This window comes from Pseudomonas synxantha BG33R, from assembly GCF_000263715.2.
Classification (GTDB): domain Bacteria; phylum Pseudomonadota; class Gammaproteobacteria; order Pseudomonadales; family Pseudomonadaceae; genus Aquipseudomonas; species Aquipseudomonas synxantha_A.
In genome coordinates this window covers 198,342-220,387 of the sequence record NZ_CM001514.1, presented here as the reverse complement: position 1 = coordinate 220,387, position 22,046 = coordinate 198,342, and the positions used below count along the sequence as shown (strand labels likewise).

The window sequence follows — 22,046 nt, the reverse complement described above, 5'->3', positions numbered from 1 at the left end:
TTGAATTACAGGAAGAAATCCATGCGAAAGTAGATCGGCGCTTCGCGCTCGGTAACTACACCGGGTCTTTCTAACGAATGAGCAAAGGTCACGCTGGTGCTGACGTGTTTGCCACGGGCGAACAGCTCCAGGGAGTTGCTGGACACCCGTCCGTGAACGTTGTCGTTGTAGCGGTCGTTGCGGATCACGCCCTGGTCGTAGCCGACGCTCGCGCCGTATTCAAAGAACGCCGGACGCATCCAGTCGAGGGTCACCGGGCGTGCCCAGCGCACTTCGTTGCGCCAGTAGCCGCCGCTGTCGCCGGTCAGCAATTGGTCCTTGAAACCGCGCACCGAGGCCGAGCCGCCGAGGCTCATGCGTTGCGGCGAAAACAGCGGGTCTTCGCTGCGCTGCCCGGTGGCCAGGCTGCTGAAGCTGAACGACTCGCCCCACAGGCTGAAGGGTTGCAGGTAGCTGACCGTGGCGGTGTATTTGCGGTAGCGCGAGTTCGGTTGGCGACGGCCTGCTGGGTCACGCTCGTCTTGGGCCTGGGCGTCGAGCAGGCCGATGCCGCTTTGCATGCCCAGGTCCAGGTTGACGAAGGCACTGCCGATGCGCCGCCCGTGGTTGACGCCCAGTTGCAGTTCGCTGAGGCGGTTGCTGCTGGGCGCGGTGCGCACGTCGAGGATGTAGTTGTTGGTGCGCAGGTGCGCCAGGCCGACGTTGACCGAGGTCTTGCTGACGTCATCGCGGTGGATCACACGCTCGGCGCGCAGTTGGTGGTTCTGGTTGTCGCCGTCCTGCTTGTATTTGAAGCCGTCGGCGATGCCGTAGGTGCGGTAGTCGCTCTCGCTGTAGGTGTAGCTGAAGTTCCACCAGCCCCAGGGCACGTTGTAGTAAAGCATGGTGTTTTTCGAGGTTTTCTGATGGTCGCTGATGGCGTCGTGGCCGCCGCGCAGCATCAGTTGGTCGCCAAGGCCGAGGGGGCTGTCCCACTCCAGGCCAGCGCCCCATTGCTGTTCGCCGGTGCTTTTCTGCCCGTCGTTGTTGCGCGACAGGCTGGCGCGCCAGGGCTTTTGCGCGGTGTTCTTGACCACCACGTCGCTACCGCCGATCTGCTTGCCGGGGGTGAGCTCCATCTGCGCTTGTTTGGACGGCAGGCGGTTGAGCTGGTCCACCAGTTGCTCGATTTCACGCAGGTTCAGCGCTTCGCCGACCTTGCCGGGAAAGGCCATGGCCAGTTCGCGGTCGGTCACTGTGCTGCCTTCGGCGCTCCGCAGGGCTTCGAGCTTGCCTTCCACCACCAGCACTTGCAGGTGGCCGGTGGAAAGGTCCTGTTGCGGCAGGTAGGCACGGCTGGTAACGCGGCCTTTGCCGAGGTAGTAGTCGGTGATGGTTTTGAGCAAATCGTTAAGCTGCGACACGCCCAGGCATTGGCCGATGTAGGGCTTGAGCAGGCGCTCGCGCTCGGGCGCCGGCAGGCTGTCGGCACCTTTGAGTTCGATGGTTTTGATCGGGAAGCACCGAGTGTCGGCAGGGCTTGCCGGGGCTTGGGGCTTTTCCGCTTTGCCGGGCAGGTCCTGAAGCTCCTGGAGGCGCCGCTGCTGCTCTTCGAGCAGGCGATTCTGCCGGTCACGGATCAAGTCCTGATCGCCAGGCGTGGGGGCGGCGGATGCACTGTTCAGGCTCAGGCAGGTGAGCAGGAACGTGCAGAGAAGAAACCGAGTCCGTGGCAATAACGAAGACATGTTCGATCCATCGAAAATCAAGGGCCGCGAAACTAACATCGAACTTCCAGCTAGCCTAGAAACGGGCGAAGTTGGGCCGTTCGCTGAAATAGTCTTCAAGCTATTGATTAATAAATATAAATTTTCATCAAAAGGGCTGAGCCTTTTCAACGGAAGTGATTATTCCGACAAGTGGCAGCGATTTTGATGGCAATTCGACGAAGGGTTTTTTGATTGCCATTATTTAGCCATCAAGTTTCGTCGAGTTAGGTTAGTACCGAGAAAAGGAGAAAAGTTCGCGGGGGTTTTGTGAATTGGATCCCATTTATCGGAATTCCAAGGAGAGGGTTGAACCACTGCAATCTAAAGGGTGGGAAATAACCAATGTGGGAGCAAGCCCCCTCCCACATTGGGTAGTCGCAGCATTGAGGATGTCAGCCAATGCCTTTGTCTTTGTCGGCGCCGGGTACCAGGGTCAGTCCAGGGCGTTCGACGTCGCGGGAGACGTGGGACTTCACCTCTTCGACGCCGCCCTCTTCATCGTTGTGGATCACCAGCACGCCAGGGCGGCGCAGTTGTTCCAGGTCGCCATCGCCCAGGTTGAAGCTTTCACTCAGGTGCTTGTCGCTCAGGGCATTGGCCTCTGCGCGGCGCTGGGCAAACTGGCGGCCGCGGCGCTGTTGATAGCGCGCCCAGCCGATCAGGATCAACGCGTTGAACAAGGCGATCCACAGGTAGATCTGCAAGGTGTTGAGCGCGGCAAAGATCGGCGCCTCGATGCGTGGGCCGCCATGGGTCTCGAGCATGGCGCCGATGCCACGTGCCAGCAGCCAGACCAGCCCGCCCCAGGCCAGCAGGGTCAGCAACACATCGATGATCCACATCACAGGGCTCTGGCGAGTTCTGACCAGTTTCATGCTCACGCCTCCTCTTGGGCAGGTTTGATGCCACGGTCCGGGCTGACCCAGCGTGCGCGTTTTTGATGCTGGTTGAACAACACCTTGGGAAAGCTCACCAGCGTGGTGAACAGGCTCACCAGCCAGAACACCATCGGGTACCACACGGTCCAGAACAGGGTTTTCCACAGGTCTTTTTCGTAGCGCCGGTCGATCAGGATGCTGACCGCAAACTGCAGCAGGCACACCATCGCCAGCACCAGGCCGGTAAACGCGGGTGGCACCAACGAGTCCACGGTAATCGCCGCCGGCAGCGTGACGAATTTACCCACGGCCCAGAAGATCACCGACAGCAGGAAGGTGAAGGCCCAACCGGTGGACAGGCAGTATTCGAACAGCAGCGGCCACAGGTAGCGATGGCGCCATTGCCAGATGCCGCGAATATTCTTGAACAGCACTTCGGCGCCACCCTGGGCCCAGCGCAGGCGCTGTTTCCACAGGCCGCCGACGGTCTCGGGCATGAGGATCCAACACAGGGCACGCGGCTCGTAGAAGATCGACCAATGATCCAGTTGCAGCTTCCAACTGACATCGATGTCTTCGGTGATCATGTCGGTGCTCCAGTAGTCGATGCGGTCCAGCGCCTTCTTGCGAAACGCCACCACCACACCCGAGACCGTGAAGATCCGTCCGAACACCCGCTGGGTGCGCTTGATCAAGCCGATGATCGAGGAGAACTCGCCGACCTGCACCCGGCCGATCAGGGTGGAACGGGTACGGATGCGCGGGTTGCCGGTGACGGCGCCCAGGCGCGGGTTGTCGAGCATCGGCGCGACCATGTAGGCCGCCGCGTTCTTGTCGAGCAACGCATCGCCGTCGATGCACACCAGGTATTCGCTGCGGGCGGCCACCGCACCCATGCGCAGGGCCACGGCCTTGCCCTGGTTCTGCGCCAGGTGCAGCACGCGCAGGCGTGGGTGTTGCAGTGCCAGGGCATCGAGTACCGCTGCGGTGTTGTCGCTGGAGCCGTCGTTGACCGCGATCACTTCGATGTTTGGGTACACCTGGGCCAACGCGGCCGCCATCGTGTCAGCGACGTTATCGCCTTCGTTGTAGCAAGGGATGATGATCGAAATCAGCGGGTTACCGGCCAGGGTCGGCGCCGGGGTGTCTTCCTCCCACGGCCAATGGCGCTCCCAGTGCAGCCAGAAGTACAAGCCGCCGGCGATCCACAGCGCCGACATGAACAGCGGGTAGAAGAACACGAAGTCCATCAGAAACTGCCCGGTGATCAGGAAGATCAGGCCCAGAGGCAAGCCCAATACCAGCGCCAACACGAATAGAGCCAGGATTCTGTCGAACATGATCAAGGATTCCATTGGTTGGAGAGGGCCGGACGTATCGTCTTCAAGTCCGGGGAGTTTTCCAGGAAGTTGTCCGGGTAGTAGCCGAAACTGGTGACGCCCTGGCGTTTGAGTACACCCATCCACTCTGCCAATTGCTCAGCGCTGATATCCGGCGCGGCCTGGGTGCGCCAGTCTTTGGCTTGCAGTTCGAAGACGGTCTTTTCCAGTGCGCCGGGGCGTGCCTTGACCGTGGCCACCAGCTTTTCCAGCCAGGCATTGGAGTCTTTCAGCGACTGGCCTTCCATCAGCGGCATGGCCATGGGCGCCGTCCAGTCGTAGGTCTTGAGGAAATCATCGAGGTTCTGCGCAAACCAGGCTTCGCTGCCGGGGTTGAGCATCGGCTCGGCGAAGATATTGCGAGCGGTGAGGATCTGCGGGCCGCGAATGGCGCGCACCTTCACGGTCAGCTCGTTGGTGAAATCAGTCAGGTAGCGGCTCTTGAAGCGAGTCCAACGCTGCATCACCGCAGGGTCGGCACGCAGCGCAGCGATATTGTCCGGCAAGCCCTGGGCAGCATAGGCCTTGAGTGCGGCGGGGCTAGCGTCTTCAAAGTCGCTTAGCAGCGCATCGTCGTGATACAGCACGCCGTCGATGGCACTGTTGCTGGTACGCGCCAGGTCTTCGTAGATCTCGCCGATGAGCTGCCGCACTTTCGGATCAAAGGGCGACAGGCGCTTGTATTGATCCGGATCGGTAGCAACCTTGCCGGTCTGCGGGTCCCAGCGGGTCACGCGTGGCAGCTTGGGGTCGAGGGCAAAACTGAGCACCGGCATCCACGCAAACACGCTGGCGTGGGCACGGGTATGCAACTGCCAGGAAACGCGGTTGAACAGGTCGGCGCGCATCGGCAGGTGGCGGTTGGGGAAGTACACCGAATGCACCAGGCCATCACCCTTGGGGTCGGCGTAGGCTTGCAGGAACACCGTGACGGCGCCCATGTCCACCACGCGCTGCACCAGCACATCGAGGTTGTGCGCCTGTTGAACCGGGTCGGGGTCATAGACCTGATCCAGGTCCACATGCACGACGCGCAACGGTGCCTTGGCCTGAACCGAAACCATGCTGCTGGCGAAGTGCTCACCATCCGGGTCGGAGGCCACCAAAAAGCGCGGACTGTTCATCAGCTTGTTGGAATCATCCAAACCGTCATCCAGCGTAAGCGCCATCTCATAGCCGTGCTCACCGACCACGGCCAGGGTGGTGCCATCGGCCGCGCCATACGGCCACACCCATACCCGTGGAGCCTTGCCAGTGACGGTACGGATTTTATTGGAGATGGCTGCTACGTCAGTACGCATCCGCGCCTGGAACTGCGCTTCGGTTTCATAGCGGCCGGTCGCCGGGTCATAGCGGCGCGTGGTGGCCGCCGGTTCGAGGTTGCCTTGGGGATTGGCGAGTATGCCTTTGTGATTGGCGTCGGTATGGGCGGCGATTTCCACCAGGCCCGATCGGGACACTTCACGAATCTGCTGCCAGGTCAGGAAGTCGCCCCGTGGGCGCGGTGTACCGGCGAAGTCCACCGGCTGGTTCAGCGGCGTGTCGATCCAACTGCCCACTGGCGCCAGCACGGCCGGCCAATTGTAGGCCCGCAGGATCGGCATCACACGGGTGTAGAAGCTGGAATAGCCGTCATCGAAGCTGAGCATCACGGCCTTGGGCGGCAGTGTCGGCCCGCCCCGGCGCGCAGCAAGGACTTGATCCACGCTGACCGCCTGGTAACCGTTCTCGCGCAGCCAGGCCAATTGCTCGATCAAGCGCTCGGTACGCACCGCCACCACGGCCTGGTCAGGGTCGTTGTCCGAGACGTCGTGGTAGGCAATGCCCAGGAAATGGTTCTTCGGCCACGGCGCTTCGCTGGCCAGTGTCGGCCGCTCGGCAGGTGGAACGAATGGCGCGGGTTGCTGGGCGCATGCGGCGGCCAGCATTACACCCAGGACCAGAAAAAAACGACTGAGGAGGGTCATGGTCAGGCTCTTCTAGAAACGGTAAGTGAGGTCCAGGAGCAGGCGCAGATCGCGTTCGCGCTCGCCGTCGTAAGGTCGGCTGACCAGGCTCAGGTTGGCGCCGGCTTCCAGCACGTCATTCCAGCGAAAGCGTTGGCCGTACCCGATCAAGCCGACGCCGCCGGTGGAGTAATCCTTTTGGCTATAGGTACCCGCACCGAGCTGGAACTGCTGACTCCACTGGGTTTCGTAGCGGTGATAAAGCACATGGTTGACGTTGACGGTAGGCAACACGCTGAAGTCGGACTTGGGGTTGAAGTAGATCGTGTCTTCCTTGCTGTTGCGGCTGGCACCGACTTCCAGGCCCAGCTCTACTTGCACTTTGGGCGAGCTGTAGATGCCTTCGCGGCCGGTGAGCAAGGCTTCGACGCGGTCGTTGCCATCGCTGAAATGCGACGGGCTGACGGCCAGTTTCCACTCGCGGCTTTCGTTGGCGCGCCAGCGGATAAAACCGCTGCCGCCGTTGGCCGTGACACCTTCATTCAACGCTCGCAACGGTGTGGTGTTGAGCAGGTAGCCAAGGCTGCCGCCGTACTGCCAGTGGTCGTTGATGTCGCGGGCGATCGACACGCTCGCGCCTTGTTTGGCGCCATCGCCATAAGAATGGTTGGACACTTCGGCTTCGATGGTCATGTCGCGGGTGCGCCGCTCCACGCCCACACGCTGCCAACGGTGATGGCCGGTACCTTCGGCGAAATCGGCAGTGCCGTAACCGACACCGGCGAACAGGCGCCAGTCCTCGTCGATGGGCGGGGTGTAGATCACGCTTTCTATGCCCCAGTCACGGCTACCCGACACCGCGCCGGCCTCTTGGTTGTTGCCGCCACCGAAGCTTTTGCCGGTGTAGGCTTCCACCCGCACTTCGGCCATGTCGTGCACGTCGCGCAAGCGTTTGAGGCGCTGTACCTGGCGGTTGTCCGGGGCGCGGGCAACGACGTCATCGGTGAGCAGGTCCAGTTGCCGCCATTCCTGCAGGTCCAACGCGGTGAAGCCTTGGGACATTTCCACCCCGATGTCACGGGGGCTCTGGTTTTCGGTCTCTTTGAGGGAGTCTTCAGCGCGTCTGGGCCATTCACGGGCACGGTACATTTCTGCCTGTGCCAAACGTACACCGATGCTGCCCGGAGCTTTGCTCCCCAGGTCTTCCAGCGCCTGTTCGCTGGCATTCAGGTCGGCGCCATAGGTACCGGCCTGGGCCGCCAATTGCTGGGCGTCCATCCATTCGTCGTTAGGGTTGCCGATAGGCAAACCCTTGAGTTCAACCCGAGGCTTTTCGGTGCTGGCCAACTGCGTGGCGACCGCACGCGCCTCATCCACCTGATCGTTTTCCAACAAGGCGTAGAACAGGGCGGTGCTGTCTTTGACATGATCACCGACGTCGGCATCCGCCGCAGTCAGCGCCTGGCGATACAGCGGCGCGGCTTTTTCCGGCAGGCGCTGGTCGAGGTAGGATGCGGCGACCCAGCGCACGGCGTAGGTCGGCAACTGCACGCCTTGGGCGGTGAGCACTTCGTATTCGCGAATCACCTCAGCGGTGCGTGCACGGGCCTTGAGTGCCCCAAGCCGGTCGATACGCCAGCGCACGACGTCGTCGTGGGCAGTGGCGTCCGGGGCCCAGCGGCTGATCAGCTTGTCGTAATCCTGCAAGGCGCGATCGGCGATGACGTAGCGTTCTTTTTCGGTACGCGTAGCGAACTCGGCCATGCGCACACGCTCGGCGGCAAGGTCGCCTTCCAGGCGGCGCTGGGTGACCGCGTCCACCAGGCCCGGGCGCTTGGCCGACAGGCGCAGGGCGGCTTCGGGCAAGCGCGCCTTTTGCAGGGCGACGATGTATTCACGGGCCACTTCCGGCTTGTCGCCGGCACGGATAAAGGCTTGGTCGAACTCGAACAAGGCGTCGTAATTCAAGCCGGCGCGTGTCAGCGCATAACCCAGGGCCATGCGGCGGTTCGGGTCATTGGGTTGCGCCGCCACCATCGTGCGCAAGCGTTGCACCGCTTCGTTGGCCTTGCCGCCATCGGCCTGGGTCAGGGCCTGGCCCAGTTGCAGGTCGACGTTATTCGGTTCACGCAGCAGCGCCTGGCGATAGACCGCTTCGGCCTGAGCCCATTGTTTTTGATTGCGATAGGTGCGCGCCACCGTGGCAAGTGCCTGGGTGGTGAGGTTGCGGTGCTTACCTTGTGCTTCGTACACCTTGAGCACTTCGTCGTCTTGCCCGGCCCAACCGGCAATCACCAGGTGGTCGCTGACCTGGCCTGGGGTTTGGCGTTCGGCAGACAGTTGGCGCAGTTGCGTCAACGCCGGCGTGAAGTGACCGTTGCGGGCCTGGATGATCAGGGCATCGTAGGCGGGATCGGCAAACGCAAGGCCAGGGGCCAGCAATTGGCTGCACAGGGCGGCCCCGATAAGCAGACGCAACCGGCCTGAAGCACTGTAGGGGAGGTTTCGCAGCATATCGTGAGCTTCCTTACACACGGAAAGCCCTAACGATAGATGGTCCTGAGCGAAACGCATCAGGGTGTCGGCGTCTCGGGACCCGACCTAGCTTTCCTGTAGGAACTATCTCTTAGCGACGTAGGGGGAAGTACAATTCAGAACAATTGTTCAGAATTGTGCGATCGCGATTTTTTGCCCTCACACAAAACGAATGTGGGAGCCGGGTTTGTGTGGGAGCCGGGCTTGCCCGCGATGCAGGCACCGCGGTCGTTCAGCCAGACCGGGGCGATGCTATCGCAGGCAAGCCTGCTCCCACACAAGCCTGCTCCCACATTTTTTTATTGCATTTTCAGCGCTTACTGGGCGCCGCTCACCGCACCGACTTTCGACATCACAAAGCCAATGAACTGCTCAACGGTCATCTTCTGGCCGTTGAAAGTCACTTCGTTGTTGGCGTAGTGCAGCTTGGAGACCACATCGGTACCCACCAGGGTTGCCAGTTGGGTGCCGACTGCCATGCCGCTGACCATCTCGGCCGCCATCTGCGATTGCTGCTCGATGGCTTTGGGGTCAGTCACGCCACCGACCTGCGCTTGCAGGGCAGCGACATCGCTGACCATCGGCTTGGACAGGGTCAGGTTGGCATCCAGCAGCGCAATCATCTGCTTGCCCAGTTCAACCGGCGGCAGCTCCATGGACGTTGGCTTGGCCAGGTCCACCACCAGGTTGAACTTGCTTTCGCCGTGGGTGGTTTTAAGCGACAGGTTTTCCACCGCCAGTTGCGGCTTGGCAGCCAGTACCTGGTTGACGTTGGCTTCGGCCAGTGCCTGCTCGGCTTCGGTCAATTGCAGCTCCGGCACCGGTTGGCCGGCAGCAGCCGCGGCTTGCACCGGTTGCATCTTGTCCTGGTAGAGCTTGGTCAGCACCAGCATCGCCGGGATATCGACGTTCTTCATGCTCACGGCCATGGCGGCCGAACCGACTGGTTTGCCCTGATAACCGATCTCGTCGATCTTGTAGTCGACGCGGCCGGCCAGGTTGTTGTCCTTGGCTTGGGTGGAGTCTTTCTGCTCGAAGCCCTTGAGGGTCAGCACGGCTTTCTGCGGGCCGAAGGTGACCTTGGTATCGGTCAGTTCCACGGTGTTCTGGCCGGTGTAGAAGCCAAAGGTGGATTTCTCCAGGTTGCTGGCAACAGTCAGGCCGGCCAGTTCCGCTTCGAACGGTGCGCCATTGGCATCGATTGCCGCGACCTTGAGGCTGTTCATGAAGCCATCAGCCTTGACCTTCTGGCCTTCGGCGCTGCTGTCGAATTCCAGGTTGGCGCCAGAGAAGCTCACCGAGGAGGTGTCGTCCTTGAACTCCAGCGGCAGCAATTCGATGTTGCCGCTGACCGAACGGCTGTAGCCGATGTTCGCCACGCCTTTGAGCGGCGACACGTCTTTGCTGGCGGCAAACCATTTTTCAGTGGTGGGGTTCTTTTCCAGTTCGTAGTGACTGGTGGCCATGACCGGCAACCACTTGAGGGTCACCAGGCGCGAGAACGGCAACGGGCCGTGCTCGATATGGTCGACGAACAGCAACTCAGGGTTCGGGTTGTCTTCGCCGAACACGCTGCCCTGGCCCTTGAGGCGATAGTGCGCTGTGCTGCTGAACACGCCACGGTCCAGAGACACCAACTCCAGAGCCACGCTGCCGTCGACGCCGGCCATGGAGGTCTGCAACTCTTTGTTGGCGTTCTGGATGGCGGTTTGCAGGACCGGCTCCAGTTGTTTACCGGTGTACCAGGCGCCGCCCGCACTGACGGCGCCGATGGCGACAACAAAACCCAAGAAAACAACTGCTGGCTTATTCATGAAGTGACCTGATCAAATCCTGTGAGAAGTGGGCTGTCTTCCTTGAACCCCGAAGGGGTTGGCTCAAGCCCGCCGAAAACGGGGGAAGATTAGCACTGGCGAGCGCAAACGGCCCAGCCTTTCAGAGGGATCAGTTCAGCAGGAGTTCAGGAGTACTCCAGCTCGATTTCGTCCAGCTGGTGATCAAAACTCTTCAAGCGGGCGGTCCAGGTGTACACCAACACCTCAAACTCGCGGTGGATCACGGCATTGCCGGGGGTGTCGGTCTTGGGGTCGCAAAAATCCAGTTGGTAGCGCTCGCGGGCCATTTGCGTGGCGACATCGGACAATTCCCGCGCGTTATCGAGCCAGTGCCTACCGTCTGCGACCTGTCGATCCAGCAGCACGCATTGTTTTTTCAGGACTTCGAGGCTTTTTTCCAGCGGCGTGCCGGTAAGGTCGCCCATGACCTCCTGGAAGGTGCGCCCCGGCTGCCAGTAGCTGCCCCAGAAATAGCGGTCGAATACGGTTTCGACGCGGCGCAGGGCAACCTTGGTGTCCCAGATCGCCACGCGGGTCTTGCCTTGTTCGAGGAGCTTTTTCTTCACTCGCTGGTTTTGATAAGACGCCCAGGCCACTACGCCGATGGACAGGGTGCCGATCACCAGGCAGGCGCTGTCCAGGAACACCATGGCCTTGTCGAGTTGATGGGCGAGCATGACACCGTAGAAATACGCGGCCGATAACAATACCAGTGCGAAAAGCACGCACCAGAAAGCGGGAGCATAAGGGTTTTTCATTATTGGAATCCCCATGAGCAAACGCGAGCTTTGTCGGGTGAGGCGTCACGGCGCCTCACCTGACAAAGCATAGCAATCACCTCACGGTTTGCCGGGTTTTACCCCTTGCGTTCGTCCGCTTTCCCAACCGCCGCCCAGGGCCAGGAACAGATCGATCTGGCTCATGGCAACCTGGGTGTTGGCCGCCGCCAATTGCGCGCGCATATCGGTGTAGGTGCGCGTGGCTTGCAGGTCGGCCAGGAACGATTCGCGGCCGGCCTGGAAGAAGCGATGGGTCTGGCCTGCGGCTTCTCGCGCCGACTGTTCGGCTTCGGCCAGGGCGTCGCGGCGCTGCAGCACCGCGGTGTATTGCGCCAGGCCGGTCTGGGTTTCGCGGATGGCGTTGAGCACCACGCCGTCGAAGTGGGCCAGGGCGCCCTGGGTCGCGGCTTCGGCTTCATGAATACGCGCACGGGCGCCGTTGGTCGGCACGGTCCAACTGATCATCGGGCCAAAGCCCCAGCGGTTGGTGGCCGGTGTGCCGAGGTTTTCCAGCAGGCCCACGGTGCCTACCGTGGCGCCGATGCTGATATCCGGATACAGCGCGCCGGTGGCCACGCCGATTCGTGCGGTCGCGGCAGCCAACTGGCGCTCAGCCTGGCGCACATCAGGGCGGCGTTTGAGCAGCGTGGCACCGTCGCCCACCGGCAGCAACTGGGCGATGTGTGGCAGCTCGGCGCAGGTGCCTGTGCCGGCCGGCAGTTGGTCTACGGGCTTGGCCAGCAGCATCGACAGGCGGAACAGCGCGGCCTGGCGCGAGGCTTCATAGCGCGGGATGTCGGCGCGCAGGGATTTGTATTGGGTTTGCGAGCGGGTCACCTGGGTTTCGTCGCCGCGCCCGGCATCCCGCAGGCGCTGGGTCAGCTTGGTGCTCTGCGCTTGCAGGTCGAGGGATTCGTTGGCAATCGCCAGCTCTTCGTTGGCCGCGCACACCTGGGTGTAGGAACGCACCACATCGGCCACCAGGGTGATGCGAGCGATATCCGCCGCCGCCTGGGTTGCATCGGCGCTGGCCTTGGCGCTTTCAATACCGCGCTGCAAGGTGCCGAACAGGTCGAACTGATAGGACGTGGTGATGCCGACGCTGCCGATGTTGCCGACCGGAACTTTGTCCGGCAGCAAAAATGCTTCGCCAGATTCCTGCAAGCGCTGGGCCTCGGCCTTGGCGCCGGCACTCCAGCCGCCGGCGGATTCGGCTTGCTGCACCTGGTAACGCGAACGCTGCAAGTTGGCGGCGGCCACGCGCAGGTCGGTGTTGGAGGCCATGGCCTGCTGCACCAGCTGGTCCAGGCGCGGGTCTTTATACAGCTTCCACCAATCGGCCGGCACCGGCGCCGAGACCACGTTGCTGCCCTCGCCCATGATCGGTCCTTGCAGGTCGCCACGGTTGACTGCGGCCTGTTCCGGCAGTTTGTAATCCGGGCCTACTACTTGGCAGGCAGACAGCAACAACCCCAGGGAAGCGGTTGCCAGGAGCCGCTTCATGGTTTGTCCCCGTCTTTAACTTCGTCGTCGATGATCGACACCGTCGCCGTGCGCCCGGCGATCATGCGAAAGTCCGCCGGCACATCGTCAAAGGCAATGCGCACGGGGATCCGCTGGGCCAGGCGCACCCAACTGAACGCCGGGTTGACGTTGGGCAGCAGGTTGGAGCCGCTGCTGCGGTCGCGGTCTTCGATACCGGCGACGATGCTCTGCACATGCCCGTGCAGGCGAGCGTTGTCGCCGATCACGCGGATATCCACGCCCATGCCGACGTGGATGCCGTCGAGCTTGGTCTCTTCGAAGTAGCCGTCGATGTGGAAGGAATTGCTGTCCACCACCGACAGTACCGGGCGCCCGGCGGTGACGAACTCCTGGGTACGCGGCGCGCGGTCGTTGACGTAGCCGTCCACGGGGCTGCGGATCACCGAGCGGTCGAGGTTGAGTTGGGCGGAGTCCACCGTCACTTGGGCTTCGGCCAGGGCGGACTGGGCGCGAGCCACGCGGGACTGGCTTTCTTCCAACTGCTCGCTGGGCACCAGGTTACCGAGGCCACGGTTACGCTTGTACTCGCGCTGGGCCTGGGCCAGGGTTTCCTGGCGGTCGGCCACGGCGGCCTGGGCTTGGCGCAGGGCCAGCTTGAAGCGGTCCTGATCGACGGCAAACAGCACCTGGCCTTTGGTCACCAACTGGTTGTCACGCACGTCCACCCGCTGGATCAGCCCGGAGACGTCCGGGGCGATCTGCACGATGTCGGCGCGGATGTGGCCGTCACGAGTCCAGGGGGCAAACATGTAGTACATGACCATGCGCCACACAACGACGACCGCGAAACTCACGATCAACAACGTCAGGACGACACGGCCGATAGTCAAAAAAGGTTTTTTCATGTCATCAGATATCGACTGAGTGAGTCCACCGCGCCCAGCAACAGCGCGTACAGCCCCACATTGAACAATGCCCGGTGCCAGACCAGGCGATAGAAGTGCATGCGCGTCAACAGCCCGTGCACCACCAGAAACAACACATAGGTAATGCCCATCAGCACCAGCAGCGTGGGCAGGAACACCCCGCTGATATCCAGATCACCGATCATAAAGGCGCTCCATCGGGTAGCGGCGCTTCCATTTCCGTGCCGCCAATGAATTCCACACCGGGCAACAACGCCAGGCGCAGGCCGGCCAAGGCGTGCAGCAGGTGCAGGCGGGTGTCGTCTTCGTCTTGCAGGCCCTGGCCGTTGAGGGCGCGACGCGTGCGGTCCAGGGTCATCAGCAGACCGCTGGGTGCGGGCAAGCGTTCACCGGCCTTGAGGCACGCTTTGAAGTACCCGCCCACCCCTTCCACCACCTGGTTGAGCAACACCCGTGGCACACCGAGGATGCGCGGCGAGTAGGCCAGCAGGTCGAGCAGGTTCAGCGCCACGCGCAGGTCGCGCAGGGCGCTGCCGGTGTCTTGGCCGGTAAGGGCCAGGCGCGGCAGGTGTTGCATCAGGCGGTCGAGCATTTGCGCGGCCATGTGCCGGTGTTCGTTCAGGGTTGCGGGCTCGGTCAGGCCAACGATGTCACGCCAGCTGAAACGGGTCAGGCGCTTGGCCGCCAGTTCGGCGCCGAAGGGCCGGGCGATCAAGGTCCACACAAATGCGAACAGCAGGCCCACGGGCCCGGCCAGGTTGACGTTGGCGAAGTTGAGAAAATCCGCGTCATAGGCGCCCTGGATGCTGATGAACGACGAGGTGTTCACCAGCGTCAGCAACATGCCCAGGTAGAATCGTGGCTGTACCGTGAGGGTGCCGATGCAGATAAACGGCACGGCAAAAGCCAGCACCAGCATGGGGAAATCGTGCAGGTTGGGCAGCACCAGAAACAGATACAGGCTGGCGAACAGCACCGACATGGCGGTCCAGAAAAAGAACCGGTAGATCTGCGGCGCCGGGTCGTCCATCGAAGCGAAGAAGCTGCAGGCGACGGCGGCCAGGATCACGGCGCTGCCGCCATCGGTCCAGCCCAGCAGGATCCACAGCACCGAGGCGACGATGATCGCGGTCACGGTGGAAAACGCCGAGTAGAACATCAGCCCACGGTCTAGAAATGGCGTGAGCCGGCCCAGGCGCCAGTGGCGGTAGACGGCGCGCCAGGTGTCCTGGCTTTCGCACTGGATGGCGGCTTGCAGGCTGCGACAGTCTTGCCACAAGTCGACCCATTCGCCGAGGCGGTACAGGGCGTTGGAGAACAGCAACGTGTGGCGGTCATCCAGCGCTTCGCCCTGGGGTTGGGCGGCGTCGATCTGGTCACGCAGCACACGCCAGCGTTCCAGGGGCGCTTGTTCAGTGGTGCTTTGCAGCCAGGCGTTGGCTTCCTCCAGCAACGGTTTGAGCCGGTCGAGAAACTCCGGTGCGCGATGCTCGATGGCGTACACCGCGTCATCCAGCGCGTCGATTACCGGCAGCAGATGAATCATGCGCCCGCGCAGTTCTTTGGTGTTGCGCACCGTTTGCGGCCGCGCGCCTTCGTGGGGCAACTGGCCGATCATCAACTCAAGGGTGTTGAAGGTGGCAACCATGCCGCCGCGCAGGTTGCTGACCGCTTCAGGGTCAATCTGGCGGGTGAGGAAGCGTTGGCTATAGACCTGAGCATCGCTGAACCACTTGGCCACCGAGCCATCGAACACCGGCATCAGGCGCCGTGGCCAGAACATTGCGCCCACCACCGCTGCGACCGCGATGCCAAGGAAGATTTCTTCGGTACGCGCTTCAGCCACGTCCCACACCGCCAGGGGGTTATCCACCACTGGCAGGGCGATCAGCGGCAAGGTATAGCCGGCCAGCATCAGGGCGTAATTATTGGCCGTGCGCAGGTGCATGGAGAGGAACAGCAAGGTGCCCGTCCATAACGCGATCACCACCACCAGCAGGTAAGGCGACTGCACGAACATCGGCACAAACAGCACCGCCGCCGCTGCGCCCATAAAGGTGCCAATGGCGCGGTACAAAGCCTTGGAACTGGTGGGCCCGACAAACGGGCTGGAGACGATATACACGGTAGCCATCGCCCAGTACGGACGCGGCATTTGCATCAGCATGGCGATGTACAGCGCAATCATCGACGCGGCGAACGTGCGGACCCCGTAGAACCAGTCGCGGGCGGGCGGGAAACCGGTAAAAAATCCGTTCAAGGCGCCACAGCCTCGGCCGCTTCGAAGGCGCGCAGCACGCGCAGTGCGGCTTCCAGGTCGGTGGGCGCGATATCCACAAGGACTTCCTTGCGCAGGCGAACCAGTTGGGCTTCTACCGCCTGCACCAGTTCACGGCCGCGCTCGGTGAGGCTCAGGGCCTTGGCGCGACGGTCGTGGATGTCTTCGGTGCGGCATACGTAGCCGTCGCCGCACAGCCGATCGAGCAGGCGCACCAGTGACGGGCTCTCCATGCCGGAGGCCTGGGCTACTTTGACCTGGTGCACACCGTCACCCAGGCGGCCGATCATCAACAACGGCACGGCGCAGGCTTCGGAGATGCCATAGCTCACCAGCGTGGTCTGGCAGATCTTGCGCCAGTTACGGGCGCCCACCACCATGCTGCTGCTCAGGTTCATCTGAAGTTGTTCGAGGGATTGGGACACTGGATAGTTCGCATACAGTTAGTTTGCTAACTATTAATATGGTGGAGGGGCGAGTCTTCGTCAAGTTTTGAAACAATTTCTCGATGGATGGAGCGATTCAGCGGCCACACCGCCGGGCGAATGTGGGAGGGGCTTGCTCCCGATTGCGATGGGCCAGCCACAGATGCATTTACTGACACGCCCTCATCGGGAGCAAGCCCCCTCCCACATTTGGATCAGCGTCGGATGCCCGGGCTATTTTTCAGCCCAAGGGACTGATGGAGATGGGCATAACCAACCAAAGACATCGCGTAACCTCAGAAAAAGCTCACTGAAGCGATTAAAGCCCAGATTTTTTCAAGTTTTAGCGTAACGGCTAAGTTTTTTACACCCCTCGCCCACCCCGCAACATCAGGTTCAACTCATCCACCACCTCCGCCCAATCCGCATCCTCCAGAATTTCCTCACGCAAAAACGCCTTCTGGCTATCTGTCCAGAAGAACGCCTCCGCCAATTTCAACTCCGGCTTGAGCGGCGAATGAGCGGCCACAAACTGATCAATGCTGACCGGGTCATCTTCCAACCCAAGCTGTTTGAACAATGACGGCAAGCTATGCACTGGCGATTCCATGATGAACTCCTGAGGGTGAAGGGTTAACCGAGTCTAGCGGCAACCCTCGGGCTGCGGTGCTGGCACGTTGCACAGCACGAACAGACGCGCCCGCGCGCCACCGCCGTCCTGGCGACTGAGTTCGTGCCAGCCTTGCGGCAGCGGGGCAAAGTCGTCGGGGGCTTCGTTGCTGCTGATCAGCCATACGCGCCGGGTGGTGGCCGGCAACGCCGATAGACGGTCGAGATAGATTCGCCCGCCATCCTGATCCACCAGCGTGCCGAAGCCATAGGCATTCGGTCGTGTCGAGGTGCCGTCGGGTTTTGGCGGGGTGTAGAGCTGAAGTTGCGCGTCGGTCTGGTCGTAATACACGTAGCTCAGATACCACATCATGTCGCTGAGGACGATGCGGTCGTCTTCCTGGTAATTGCGATTGACGAACTCCACCGGCACGTTGAATTGGTCGTGCTCATCTACCTCGAAGTTGTTCTTCAGGCCCAGCAGTTCCATGCCCACAAACAGCACCCACAGCGCTGCGCCCAGCCATGACAAGCGTGACGGCAAGCGGTCGATGGCAAGCGCCAGGACGATCGGCAAACCCAGGGCATACACCGTGAGGTAGCGCTCGATAAAGACCGGCGAGATAAACGACACGCCATACACCAACAGCAACGGCAACAAGAAAAACAACGCCGGCAAACGCGCTGCCGGGTGGCGCCAGGCCGTCATCCACACCACCGCGACCAGCAGCAGCGGAAATATCCAGAACAGCGGCGCCCACAAGTCAGCGCCGTCATCCTGCAACACGAACTGCCAGATCATCGAGGGCACAGACAGCAGGTTGACCGGCTCTTCCCAGCCGATGTCGCCGCCCACCTTGAGCTGGTCGACATGCTGCACCAGGTCCAACAGGTTCGGTAGCCAAGGCAGGTACAACAACACGATCGCCACGTTGGCCGCCCACCATGCAGGCCGCGTTATCAAACGTTGGCCTGGCGCCTGCATTCCCAGATAAGCCCAATGCACCAGCACGCACAGCGCGGTGAAGTAATGCGTGTAAAAACCGGCACTCATCAACAGCACATAGACGGCCAGGTAACGCGTGCGCTCGGGCTGACGCATCCAGTACACCAGCGCCAGCGTGGCGCCCAGCAGCCACACGCCCAGCAGCGAATACATGCGCACTTCCTGGCTGTAGCGCACCGCCGTCGGCAACAGCGCCAGCAGGATGCCCGCCAGCACCGCCGCGCGCCGGGTGGACAGTTGCCGCGTCAGCCAGATGCCCAAGCCAACCACGGCTACGCCTGGCAGCGCGCTCATGCTGCGAATGGACCCGATGCTGTCGCCGAACACTTCGATCCAGCCGCGCAGCAGGAAGAAATACAGCGGCGGATGCACATCATGGGCCGCGTGAAACCACAGGTCGGCCATGGCGTATTCACTGAGCAGCAGGCTCGACCCTTCATCGCCCCAGATTGCCGCCGAGGTGAGGTGGTAAAACCGCAGGGCCATGGCCAGCGCCAGGATCGGTACCCACCAGAGACGGCTGAGCCGACCAGCACCTTGCCAGGTCAGGCGCTGCAAGGCTGGCAGCGCTCCGGCTTTTTCGTTTTGCTCAACCACAGACCGACGCACTTCAATACCCCTGGCATTAGCTCGCTTGCCTGAGCGCAAACACCGCCACTCTAGGACAAAAGCCCAGGCTTCGCCGCTGGAATCGGACAAATCGGTATTTTGCGTAGGACCTCACCGAAGCACCGCTCAGAACAGGCTATTATTGGGGCCCTCCAAGGACTCAGGATCAAGGACACGTCATGCGCATCGGTTTTTTGTCACCTCTGGCACTGGCCCTGCTGGCCGGTATTTCCCTACAGGCCCAGGCCAGTTCCGACGATTCATGCTACCCCGACTGGCGCGTCTCGCGTGACAGCCTCGAACCGTGCAGCAACCAGCCCTTTCTCAGCCCGGGCAACGACAGCCGGGTCAACCTGCGCCTGTTGCTGGCCGACAAAAAAGCCGCGCCGCTGACGCCCAATGCCTTGGGCGAAGACGATTTGGCCCAGGGTTTCGGCCCGGTGCCGTTTCCGGTGTATCGCCTGGTGCCGGTGCCGGCCGCGAATGATGAGCCCGATAACAAAGCGGACGATTCACGCACGGCCGAACTCGACACCCTGCTCCAACCGCTGGGCATCAAGCGCGAGGAATACAAGACTGCCGGTGAAGCGTTCCTGAATGGCGAAGGCAGCCGCTGCCGCAGCAACAGCGATGACAGCGCCACGGCGTTTATCAGTCAGGTGATCAAAGCCGATATGCCGCCAGCCGAGCGCGACGTGCTGGTGAAAGCGCGGTTGCAGTTGCTGACCGCCTGTGACTTCACAGGCCAGGTGGTGGACGCGCAGTTGACGCCCTCGGCCAATGCCCAGCTGTTTCGCACTTATCTGCAGGCCGCCGCCGATTTCTACGGCGGTCGCTTCGTTTACGCCGAGCGCGGTTTCGCCGCCGCCTCGACCAGCGAGGTGCCCTGGCTGAAAGAAACCGCGCTGTACATGACCGCACGCACCTCGTTGAACCGGGCCCAGGCCGAAGCCTTCGATGAGTACGGTATGCCGCAACGCGAGCATGTGGATAAGTCTGCCTTGAGCGACGCCGAAGAAGGCTTTCTCGGTTACCTGAAACATTATCCACAAGGCGATTACGTTGCATCCGCCCGTGGCCTGTTGCGCCGCGTGCACTGGCTGGCCAACGACAACGCCAAGCTCGCCGAAGACTTCACCTGGCAATTTACCGAGGCCACTGACGGCCAGCGTAACGTGAGCGTCGACGAGTTGGTTGAAGAAGCCGACCTCAAGTTGCTCATGGTCGGCAACAACTCGGCGAACAGCCCGATGCTGCAAGTGGTCAGCGACCTGATGGCGATGCGCGCCCATACGCCGCCGCTGTTGAGCCGCGAAGACCTCGACAAGCAAAAGGGCACATTCGCCAACGAACCGGCGTTGTTCGACTACCTGCAAGCGGCGTACGCCCTGTACGTCGAGCATCAACCTGATGCTGCCCTCAAGCATCTGCCTGCGGACGTGCCGTCGAACCTCGACTACTTTGCCTTCAGCCAGCAGACCTTGCGCGCCTTGGCACTGGAGGCCAAGCAGGATTGGAAGGGCGCCGAGAGCCTGTGGCTGCAAATGCTACCGCTGGCCAAGCAACCGCTGCAACGCGATCAACTGGAGCTGGCCCTGGCGATGAACTATGAGCGCAGCGGCCAACTGGCCAAGGTGTTCGCAACCGACTCGCCGATCAGCGCCAAGCAAGTGCGCTACATCCTGCTGCGCAACGTCGCCGGGCCCGACCTGCTGCGCCAGCAGATCGCCAACGCCAGCGACCCGACCGAACGCCAGAGCGCGCAATTCGTGCTGCTCTACAAAGACCTGCTGCACCGCCAATTCGCGACCTTTGCCGACGACCTAAAGCAGGCCTCGTTCTCCGAAGAAAAACTCGGTACCAGCCTGGGCTACACCTACACCAGTGGCCAAACCCTGAAGCTGTTCCAGTGGAACGGTGACAAGGCCGAATCCGGCTACGCCTGCCCAAGCATCGCGCAAACCGCCGCGACCTTGCAGGAGGATGCAAAAAACCCGCACGCCTTGAACTGCTTCGGTGAATTCATCCTGCGCAACGGCCTGGACGGTATGCCGTTGGAGCAACCCCGCGCCGCCGGCAGCCTGGGCAGCACCGCCTCGCAGTTCAAGGGTGAAACCTTCTCGCGCCTGGACGGCTACAAACAGGTGATCGCCAACGCCAAAGCACCGAAAACCGACAAGGCGTACGCGTTGTTCCGCGCCATCAACTGCTACGCGCCGGCCGGTTACAACAGCTGCGGGGGTGAAGACGTCGCGCCCGCGGTGCGCAAAGCCTGGTTCCGCCAGCTCAAGACCGGTTTTGCCGATACCCAGTGGGGCAAATCGCTGCAGTACTACTGGTGAAGTCGCTGTGGCTGGGCTTGTTGTTGCTGGCAAGCCCGGCTTTCGGCGCCGTCGACGCCCGCGACTATGACGCTTTCTGGCTGTGGAGTGGTGTCACGCCTCAACCTGTGATCAAGCAGGCAAAAACCCTGTACATCCTGCAAGGCCAGATCAACTCCACACGCCGCGCGCCCCAGCGCGGCGTGCAATTGATCGCCCAAGGCATCAGCGTACCGCGCCTGACCCAAGGCGAAATCTGGGTGGTCTATCGCGCCCACACCTTGCACTGGCCGGAACAGGTCTACACCCAACTGCTCGGCCAGGTGCAACGCTGGCGCGACGCGGGTAACCCTGTGATCGGCATCCAGATCGACTTTGACGCCCGCACCCAGTACCTGCACGAATACGCTGATTTTCTGCGCGACCTGCGCCGGCGTCTGCCTGCCGACCTGCGGTTAAGCATCACCGGCCTGATGGACTGGAGCAGCAACGCCGACCCGGCCGCCATCGCCCAGCTCAAAGGCGTGGTGGACGAAGTGGTGGTGCAGACGTATCAGGGGCGGCACAGCATCCCGGATTACGCGGCGTACCTGCCACGGATGAACCGAATGGGAGTTCCGTTCAAGATCGGTTTGATTCAAGGCGGCGAGTGGGAGGCGCCAGGGTATTTGCAAGGGAATGAGTGGTTTCGGGGGTATGTGGTGTTTTTGCAGAACCCTTGAATCTTCCAAACATTGAAAAAACCGTCTATCAAACCGGTTTTTTTTGAGTGTGGCCTTAGCGGCTTGGATGATATAAGTTGCCCTTACTGCTTTAAGGGGTGATATATCATGCATGAAACAGGCAAGCCATACCCCCACAAAGGGTATATCTCAGAGAGAAGCGCTGAACTGATGAGAGGTATCGGGAACGGTATCGAAATAGCCCGCATTCGTCGCCGGTTGAAAATCTCGACCATATGCAGCCGGGCGGGCATTACACGACAGACGTATCAGCGGCTGAGACAGGGCGAGGCCGGCGTATCCCTCGGCGTGCTGATGAATGTGCTTAGCGCGATGGACCTGGAAGAAGGTATGGCGAGCATTGCGTCACCAGAACTTGACCAGGTTGGGATTACCATGAGCCTGGCCCGTGAGCCTGAGCGAATTCGCACTGAAGGAGAACCCGATGTCCTGGAAGCCGATTGGTAATACCTTCGTCTTTTCAGCTCACTGCGTCGGTGACCCGGTTCCAGTTGGCGAAGTGGCCATGCATGGGAATGGATTCGTTTTTCGCTACGCTAACAGT

Annotated in this window: 17 protein-coding genes; 3 read left to right on the top strand and 14 right to left on the bottom strand. The window is 61.6% G+C overall.

The genetic code is table 11. The features are described 5' to 3' along the window. Positions 1-5 precede the first annotated feature (5 nt). The 14 genes from PSEBG33_RS25890 to PSEBG33_RS25955 all read right to left on the bottom strand — a co-directional run bounded on the left by PSEBG33_RS25890 (position 6) and on the right by PSEBG33_RS25955 (position 18,438). Complete coding sequence (locus PSEBG33_RS25890) at positions 6-1,727, bottom strand: ShlB/FhaC/HecB family hemolysin secretion/activation protein (protein ID WP_005783598.1); 1,722 nt, start codon at positions 1,725-1,727, stop codon at positions 6-8. 413 nt (positions 1,728-2,140) lie between these two features. Then, complete coding sequence (gene pgaD / locus PSEBG33_RS25895) at positions 2,141-2,623, bottom strand: poly-beta-1,6-N-acetyl-D-glucosamine biosynthesis protein PgaD (RefSeq protein ID WP_005783596.1); 483 nt, start codon at positions 2,621-2,623, stop codon at positions 2,141-2,143. Between the two features lie 2 nt (positions 2,624-2,625). Further along, positions 2,626-3,966 carry a poly-beta-1,6-N-acetyl-D-glucosamine synthase gene (gene pgaC, locus PSEBG33_RS25900; protein WP_005783595.1) on the bottom strand — a complete coding sequence of 447 codons (1,341 nt, stop codon included), beginning with the start codon at positions 3,964-3,966 and terminating at the stop codon, positions 2,626-2,628. 2 nt (positions 3,967-3,968) lie between these two features. Further along, entirely contained in the window at positions 3,969-5,972 is a 2,004-nt protein-coding gene (gene pgaB, locus PSEBG33_RS25905; protein WP_005783593.1) for a poly-beta-1,6-N-acetyl-D-glucosamine N-deacetylase PgaB, read from the bottom strand. Between the two features lie 12 nt (positions 5,973-5,984). Continuing rightward, on the bottom strand, positions 5,985-8,465 hold the full coding sequence (pgaA, locus tag PSEBG33_RS25910; protein ID WP_005783591.1) for a poly-beta-1,6 N-acetyl-D-glucosamine export porin PgaA: 2,481 nt from the start codon (positions 8,463-8,465) through the stop codon (positions 5,985-5,987). Between the two features lie 338 nt (positions 8,466-8,803). Next, complete coding sequence (locus PSEBG33_RS25915; protein WP_005783590.1) at positions 8,804-10,300, bottom strand: YdgA family protein; 1,497 nt, start codon at positions 10,298-10,300, stop codon at positions 8,804-8,806. Between the two features lie 146 nt (positions 10,301-10,446). Further along, positions 10,447-11,079, bottom strand: a complete 633-nt coding sequence (locus PSEBG33_RS25920) for a hypothetical protein (RefSeq protein WP_032803208.1) — start codon at positions 11,077-11,079, stop codon at positions 10,447-10,449. Between the two features lie 81 nt (positions 11,080-11,160). Beyond that, positions 11,161-12,603 (bottom strand): efflux transporter outer membrane subunit, encoded by a 1,443-nt coding sequence (locus PSEBG33_RS25925; RefSeq protein WP_005783587.1) that lies wholly within the window; start codon positions 12,601-12,603, stop codon positions 11,161-11,163. Continuing rightward, positions 12,600-13,490: an efflux RND transporter periplasmic adaptor subunit gene (locus PSEBG33_RS25930; RefSeq protein WP_005783585.1), complete on the bottom strand. Its 891-nt coding sequence runs from the start codon at positions 13,488-13,490 to the stop codon at positions 12,600-12,602. Before PSEBG33_RS25930 ends, PSEBG33_RS25925 begins: the two co-directional genes overlap by 4 nt. Beyond that, positions 13,487-13,696, bottom strand: coding sequence for a DUF1656 domain-containing protein (locus tag PSEBG33_RS25935; protein WP_003187469.1), 210 nt, complete (start codon positions 13,694-13,696; stop codon positions 13,487-13,489). Before PSEBG33_RS25935 ends, PSEBG33_RS25930 begins: the two co-directional genes overlap by 4 nt. Beyond that, positions 13,693-15,771, bottom strand: a complete 2,079-nt coding sequence (locus tag PSEBG33_RS25940) for an FUSC family protein (RefSeq protein WP_005783581.1) — start codon at positions 15,769-15,771, stop codon at positions 13,693-13,695. The genes PSEBG33_RS25935 and PSEBG33_RS25940 overlap by 4 nt, the downstream gene beginning before the upstream one ends. Beyond that, entirely contained in the window at positions 15,768-16,187 is a 420-nt protein-coding gene (locus PSEBG33_RS25945) for a MarR family winged helix-turn-helix transcriptional regulator (RefSeq protein WP_005783580.1), read from the bottom strand. The genes PSEBG33_RS25940 and PSEBG33_RS25945 overlap by 4 nt, the downstream gene beginning before the upstream one ends. Before the next feature lie 391 nt (positions 16,188-16,578). Next, on the bottom strand, positions 16,579-16,824 hold the full coding sequence (locus tag PSEBG33_RS25950) for a DUF2789 domain-containing protein (RefSeq protein ID WP_005783577.1): 246 nt from the start codon (positions 16,822-16,824) through the stop codon (positions 16,579-16,581). Between the two features lie 33 nt (positions 16,825-16,857). Beyond that, a complete protein-coding gene (locus PSEBG33_RS25955; RefSeq protein WP_005783576.1) occupies positions 16,858-18,438 on the bottom strand; it encodes a glycosyltransferase family 39 protein in 1,581 nt (526 codons plus the stop codon). A gap of 179 nt (positions 18,439-18,617) precedes the next feature. Between PSEBG33_RS25955 and PSEBG33_RS25960 the strand changes: the two genes are divergently transcribed. The 3 genes from PSEBG33_RS25960 (at position 18,618) to PSEBG33_RS25970 (ending at position 21,949) form a co-directional block, all read left to right on the top strand. Beyond that, a complete protein-coding gene (locus PSEBG33_RS25960) occupies positions 18,618-20,780 on the top strand; it encodes a hypothetical protein (protein WP_005783574.1) in 2,163 nt (720 codons plus the stop codon). Beyond that, positions 20,777-21,481, top strand: a complete 705-nt coding sequence (locus PSEBG33_RS25965) for a DUF3142 domain-containing protein (protein WP_005783572.1) — start codon at positions 20,777-20,779, stop codon at positions 21,479-21,481. Before PSEBG33_RS25960 ends, PSEBG33_RS25965 begins: the two co-directional genes overlap by 4 nt. A 108-nt stretch (positions 21,482-21,589) precedes the next feature. Beyond that, positions 21,590-21,949, top strand: coding sequence for a helix-turn-helix domain-containing protein (locus PSEBG33_RS25970; protein ID WP_005783571.1), 360 nt, complete (start codon positions 21,590-21,592; stop codon positions 21,947-21,949). Positions 21,950-22,046 lie beyond the last annotated feature (97 nt).

What these genes read in the sequence shown, in the direction of transcription:
- PSEBG33_RS25890 (WP_005783598.1), bottom strand. Translation starts at nt 1,727, where the DNA reads ATGTCTTCGTTATTGCCACGGACTCGGTTTCTTCTCTGCACGTTCCTG.
- pgaD (WP_005783596.1), bottom strand. Translation starts at nt 2,623, where the DNA reads ATGAAACTGGTCAGAACTCGCCAGAGCCCTGTGATGTGGATCATCGAT.
- pgaC (WP_005783595.1), bottom strand. Translation starts at nt 3,966, where the DNA reads ATGTTCGACAGAATCCTGGCTCTATTCGTGTTGGCGCTGGTATTGGGC.
- pgaB (WP_005783593.1), bottom strand. Translation starts at nt 5,972, where the DNA reads ATGACCCTCCTCAGTCGTTTTTTTCTGGTCCTGGGTGTAATGCTGGCC.
- pgaA (WP_005783591.1), bottom strand. Translation starts at nt 8,465, where the DNA reads ATGCTGCGAAACCTCCCCTACAGTGCTTCAGGCCGGTTGCGTCTGCTT.
- PSEBG33_RS25915 (WP_005783590.1), bottom strand. Translation starts at nt 10,300, where the DNA reads ATGAATAAGCCAGCAGTTGTTTTCTTGGGTTTTGTTGTCGCCATCGGC.
- PSEBG33_RS25920 (WP_032803208.1), bottom strand. Translation starts at nt 11,079, where the DNA reads ATGAAAAACCCTTATGCTCCCGCTTTCTGGTGCGTGCTTTTCGCACTG.
- PSEBG33_RS25925 (WP_005783587.1), bottom strand. Translation starts at nt 12,603, where the DNA reads ATGAAGCGGCTCCTGGCAACCGCTTCCCTGGGGTTGTTGCTGTCTGCC.
- PSEBG33_RS25930 (WP_005783585.1), bottom strand. Translation starts at nt 13,490, where the DNA reads ATGAAAAAACCTTTTTTGACTATCGGCCGTGTCGTCCTGACGTTGTTG.
- PSEBG33_RS25935 (WP_003187469.1), bottom strand. Translation starts at nt 13,696, where the DNA reads ATGATCGGTGATCTGGATATCAGCGGGGTGTTCCTGCCCACGCTGCTG.
- PSEBG33_RS25945 (WP_005783580.1), bottom strand. Translation starts at nt 16,187, where the DNA reads ATGAACCTGAGCAGCAGCATGGTGGTGGGCGCCCGTAACTGGCGCAAG.
- PSEBG33_RS25950 (WP_005783577.1), bottom strand. Translation starts at nt 16,824, where the DNA reads ATGGAATCGCCAGTGCATAGCTTGCCGTCATTGTTCAAACAGCTTGGG.
- PSEBG33_RS25960 (WP_005783574.1), top strand. Translation starts at nt 18,618, where the DNA reads ATGCGCATCGGTTTTTTGTCACCTCTGGCACTGGCCCTGCTGGCCGGT.
- PSEBG33_RS25970 (WP_005783571.1), top strand. Translation starts at nt 21,590, where the DNA reads ATGCATGAAACAGGCAAGCCATACCCCCACAAAGGGTATATCTCAGAG.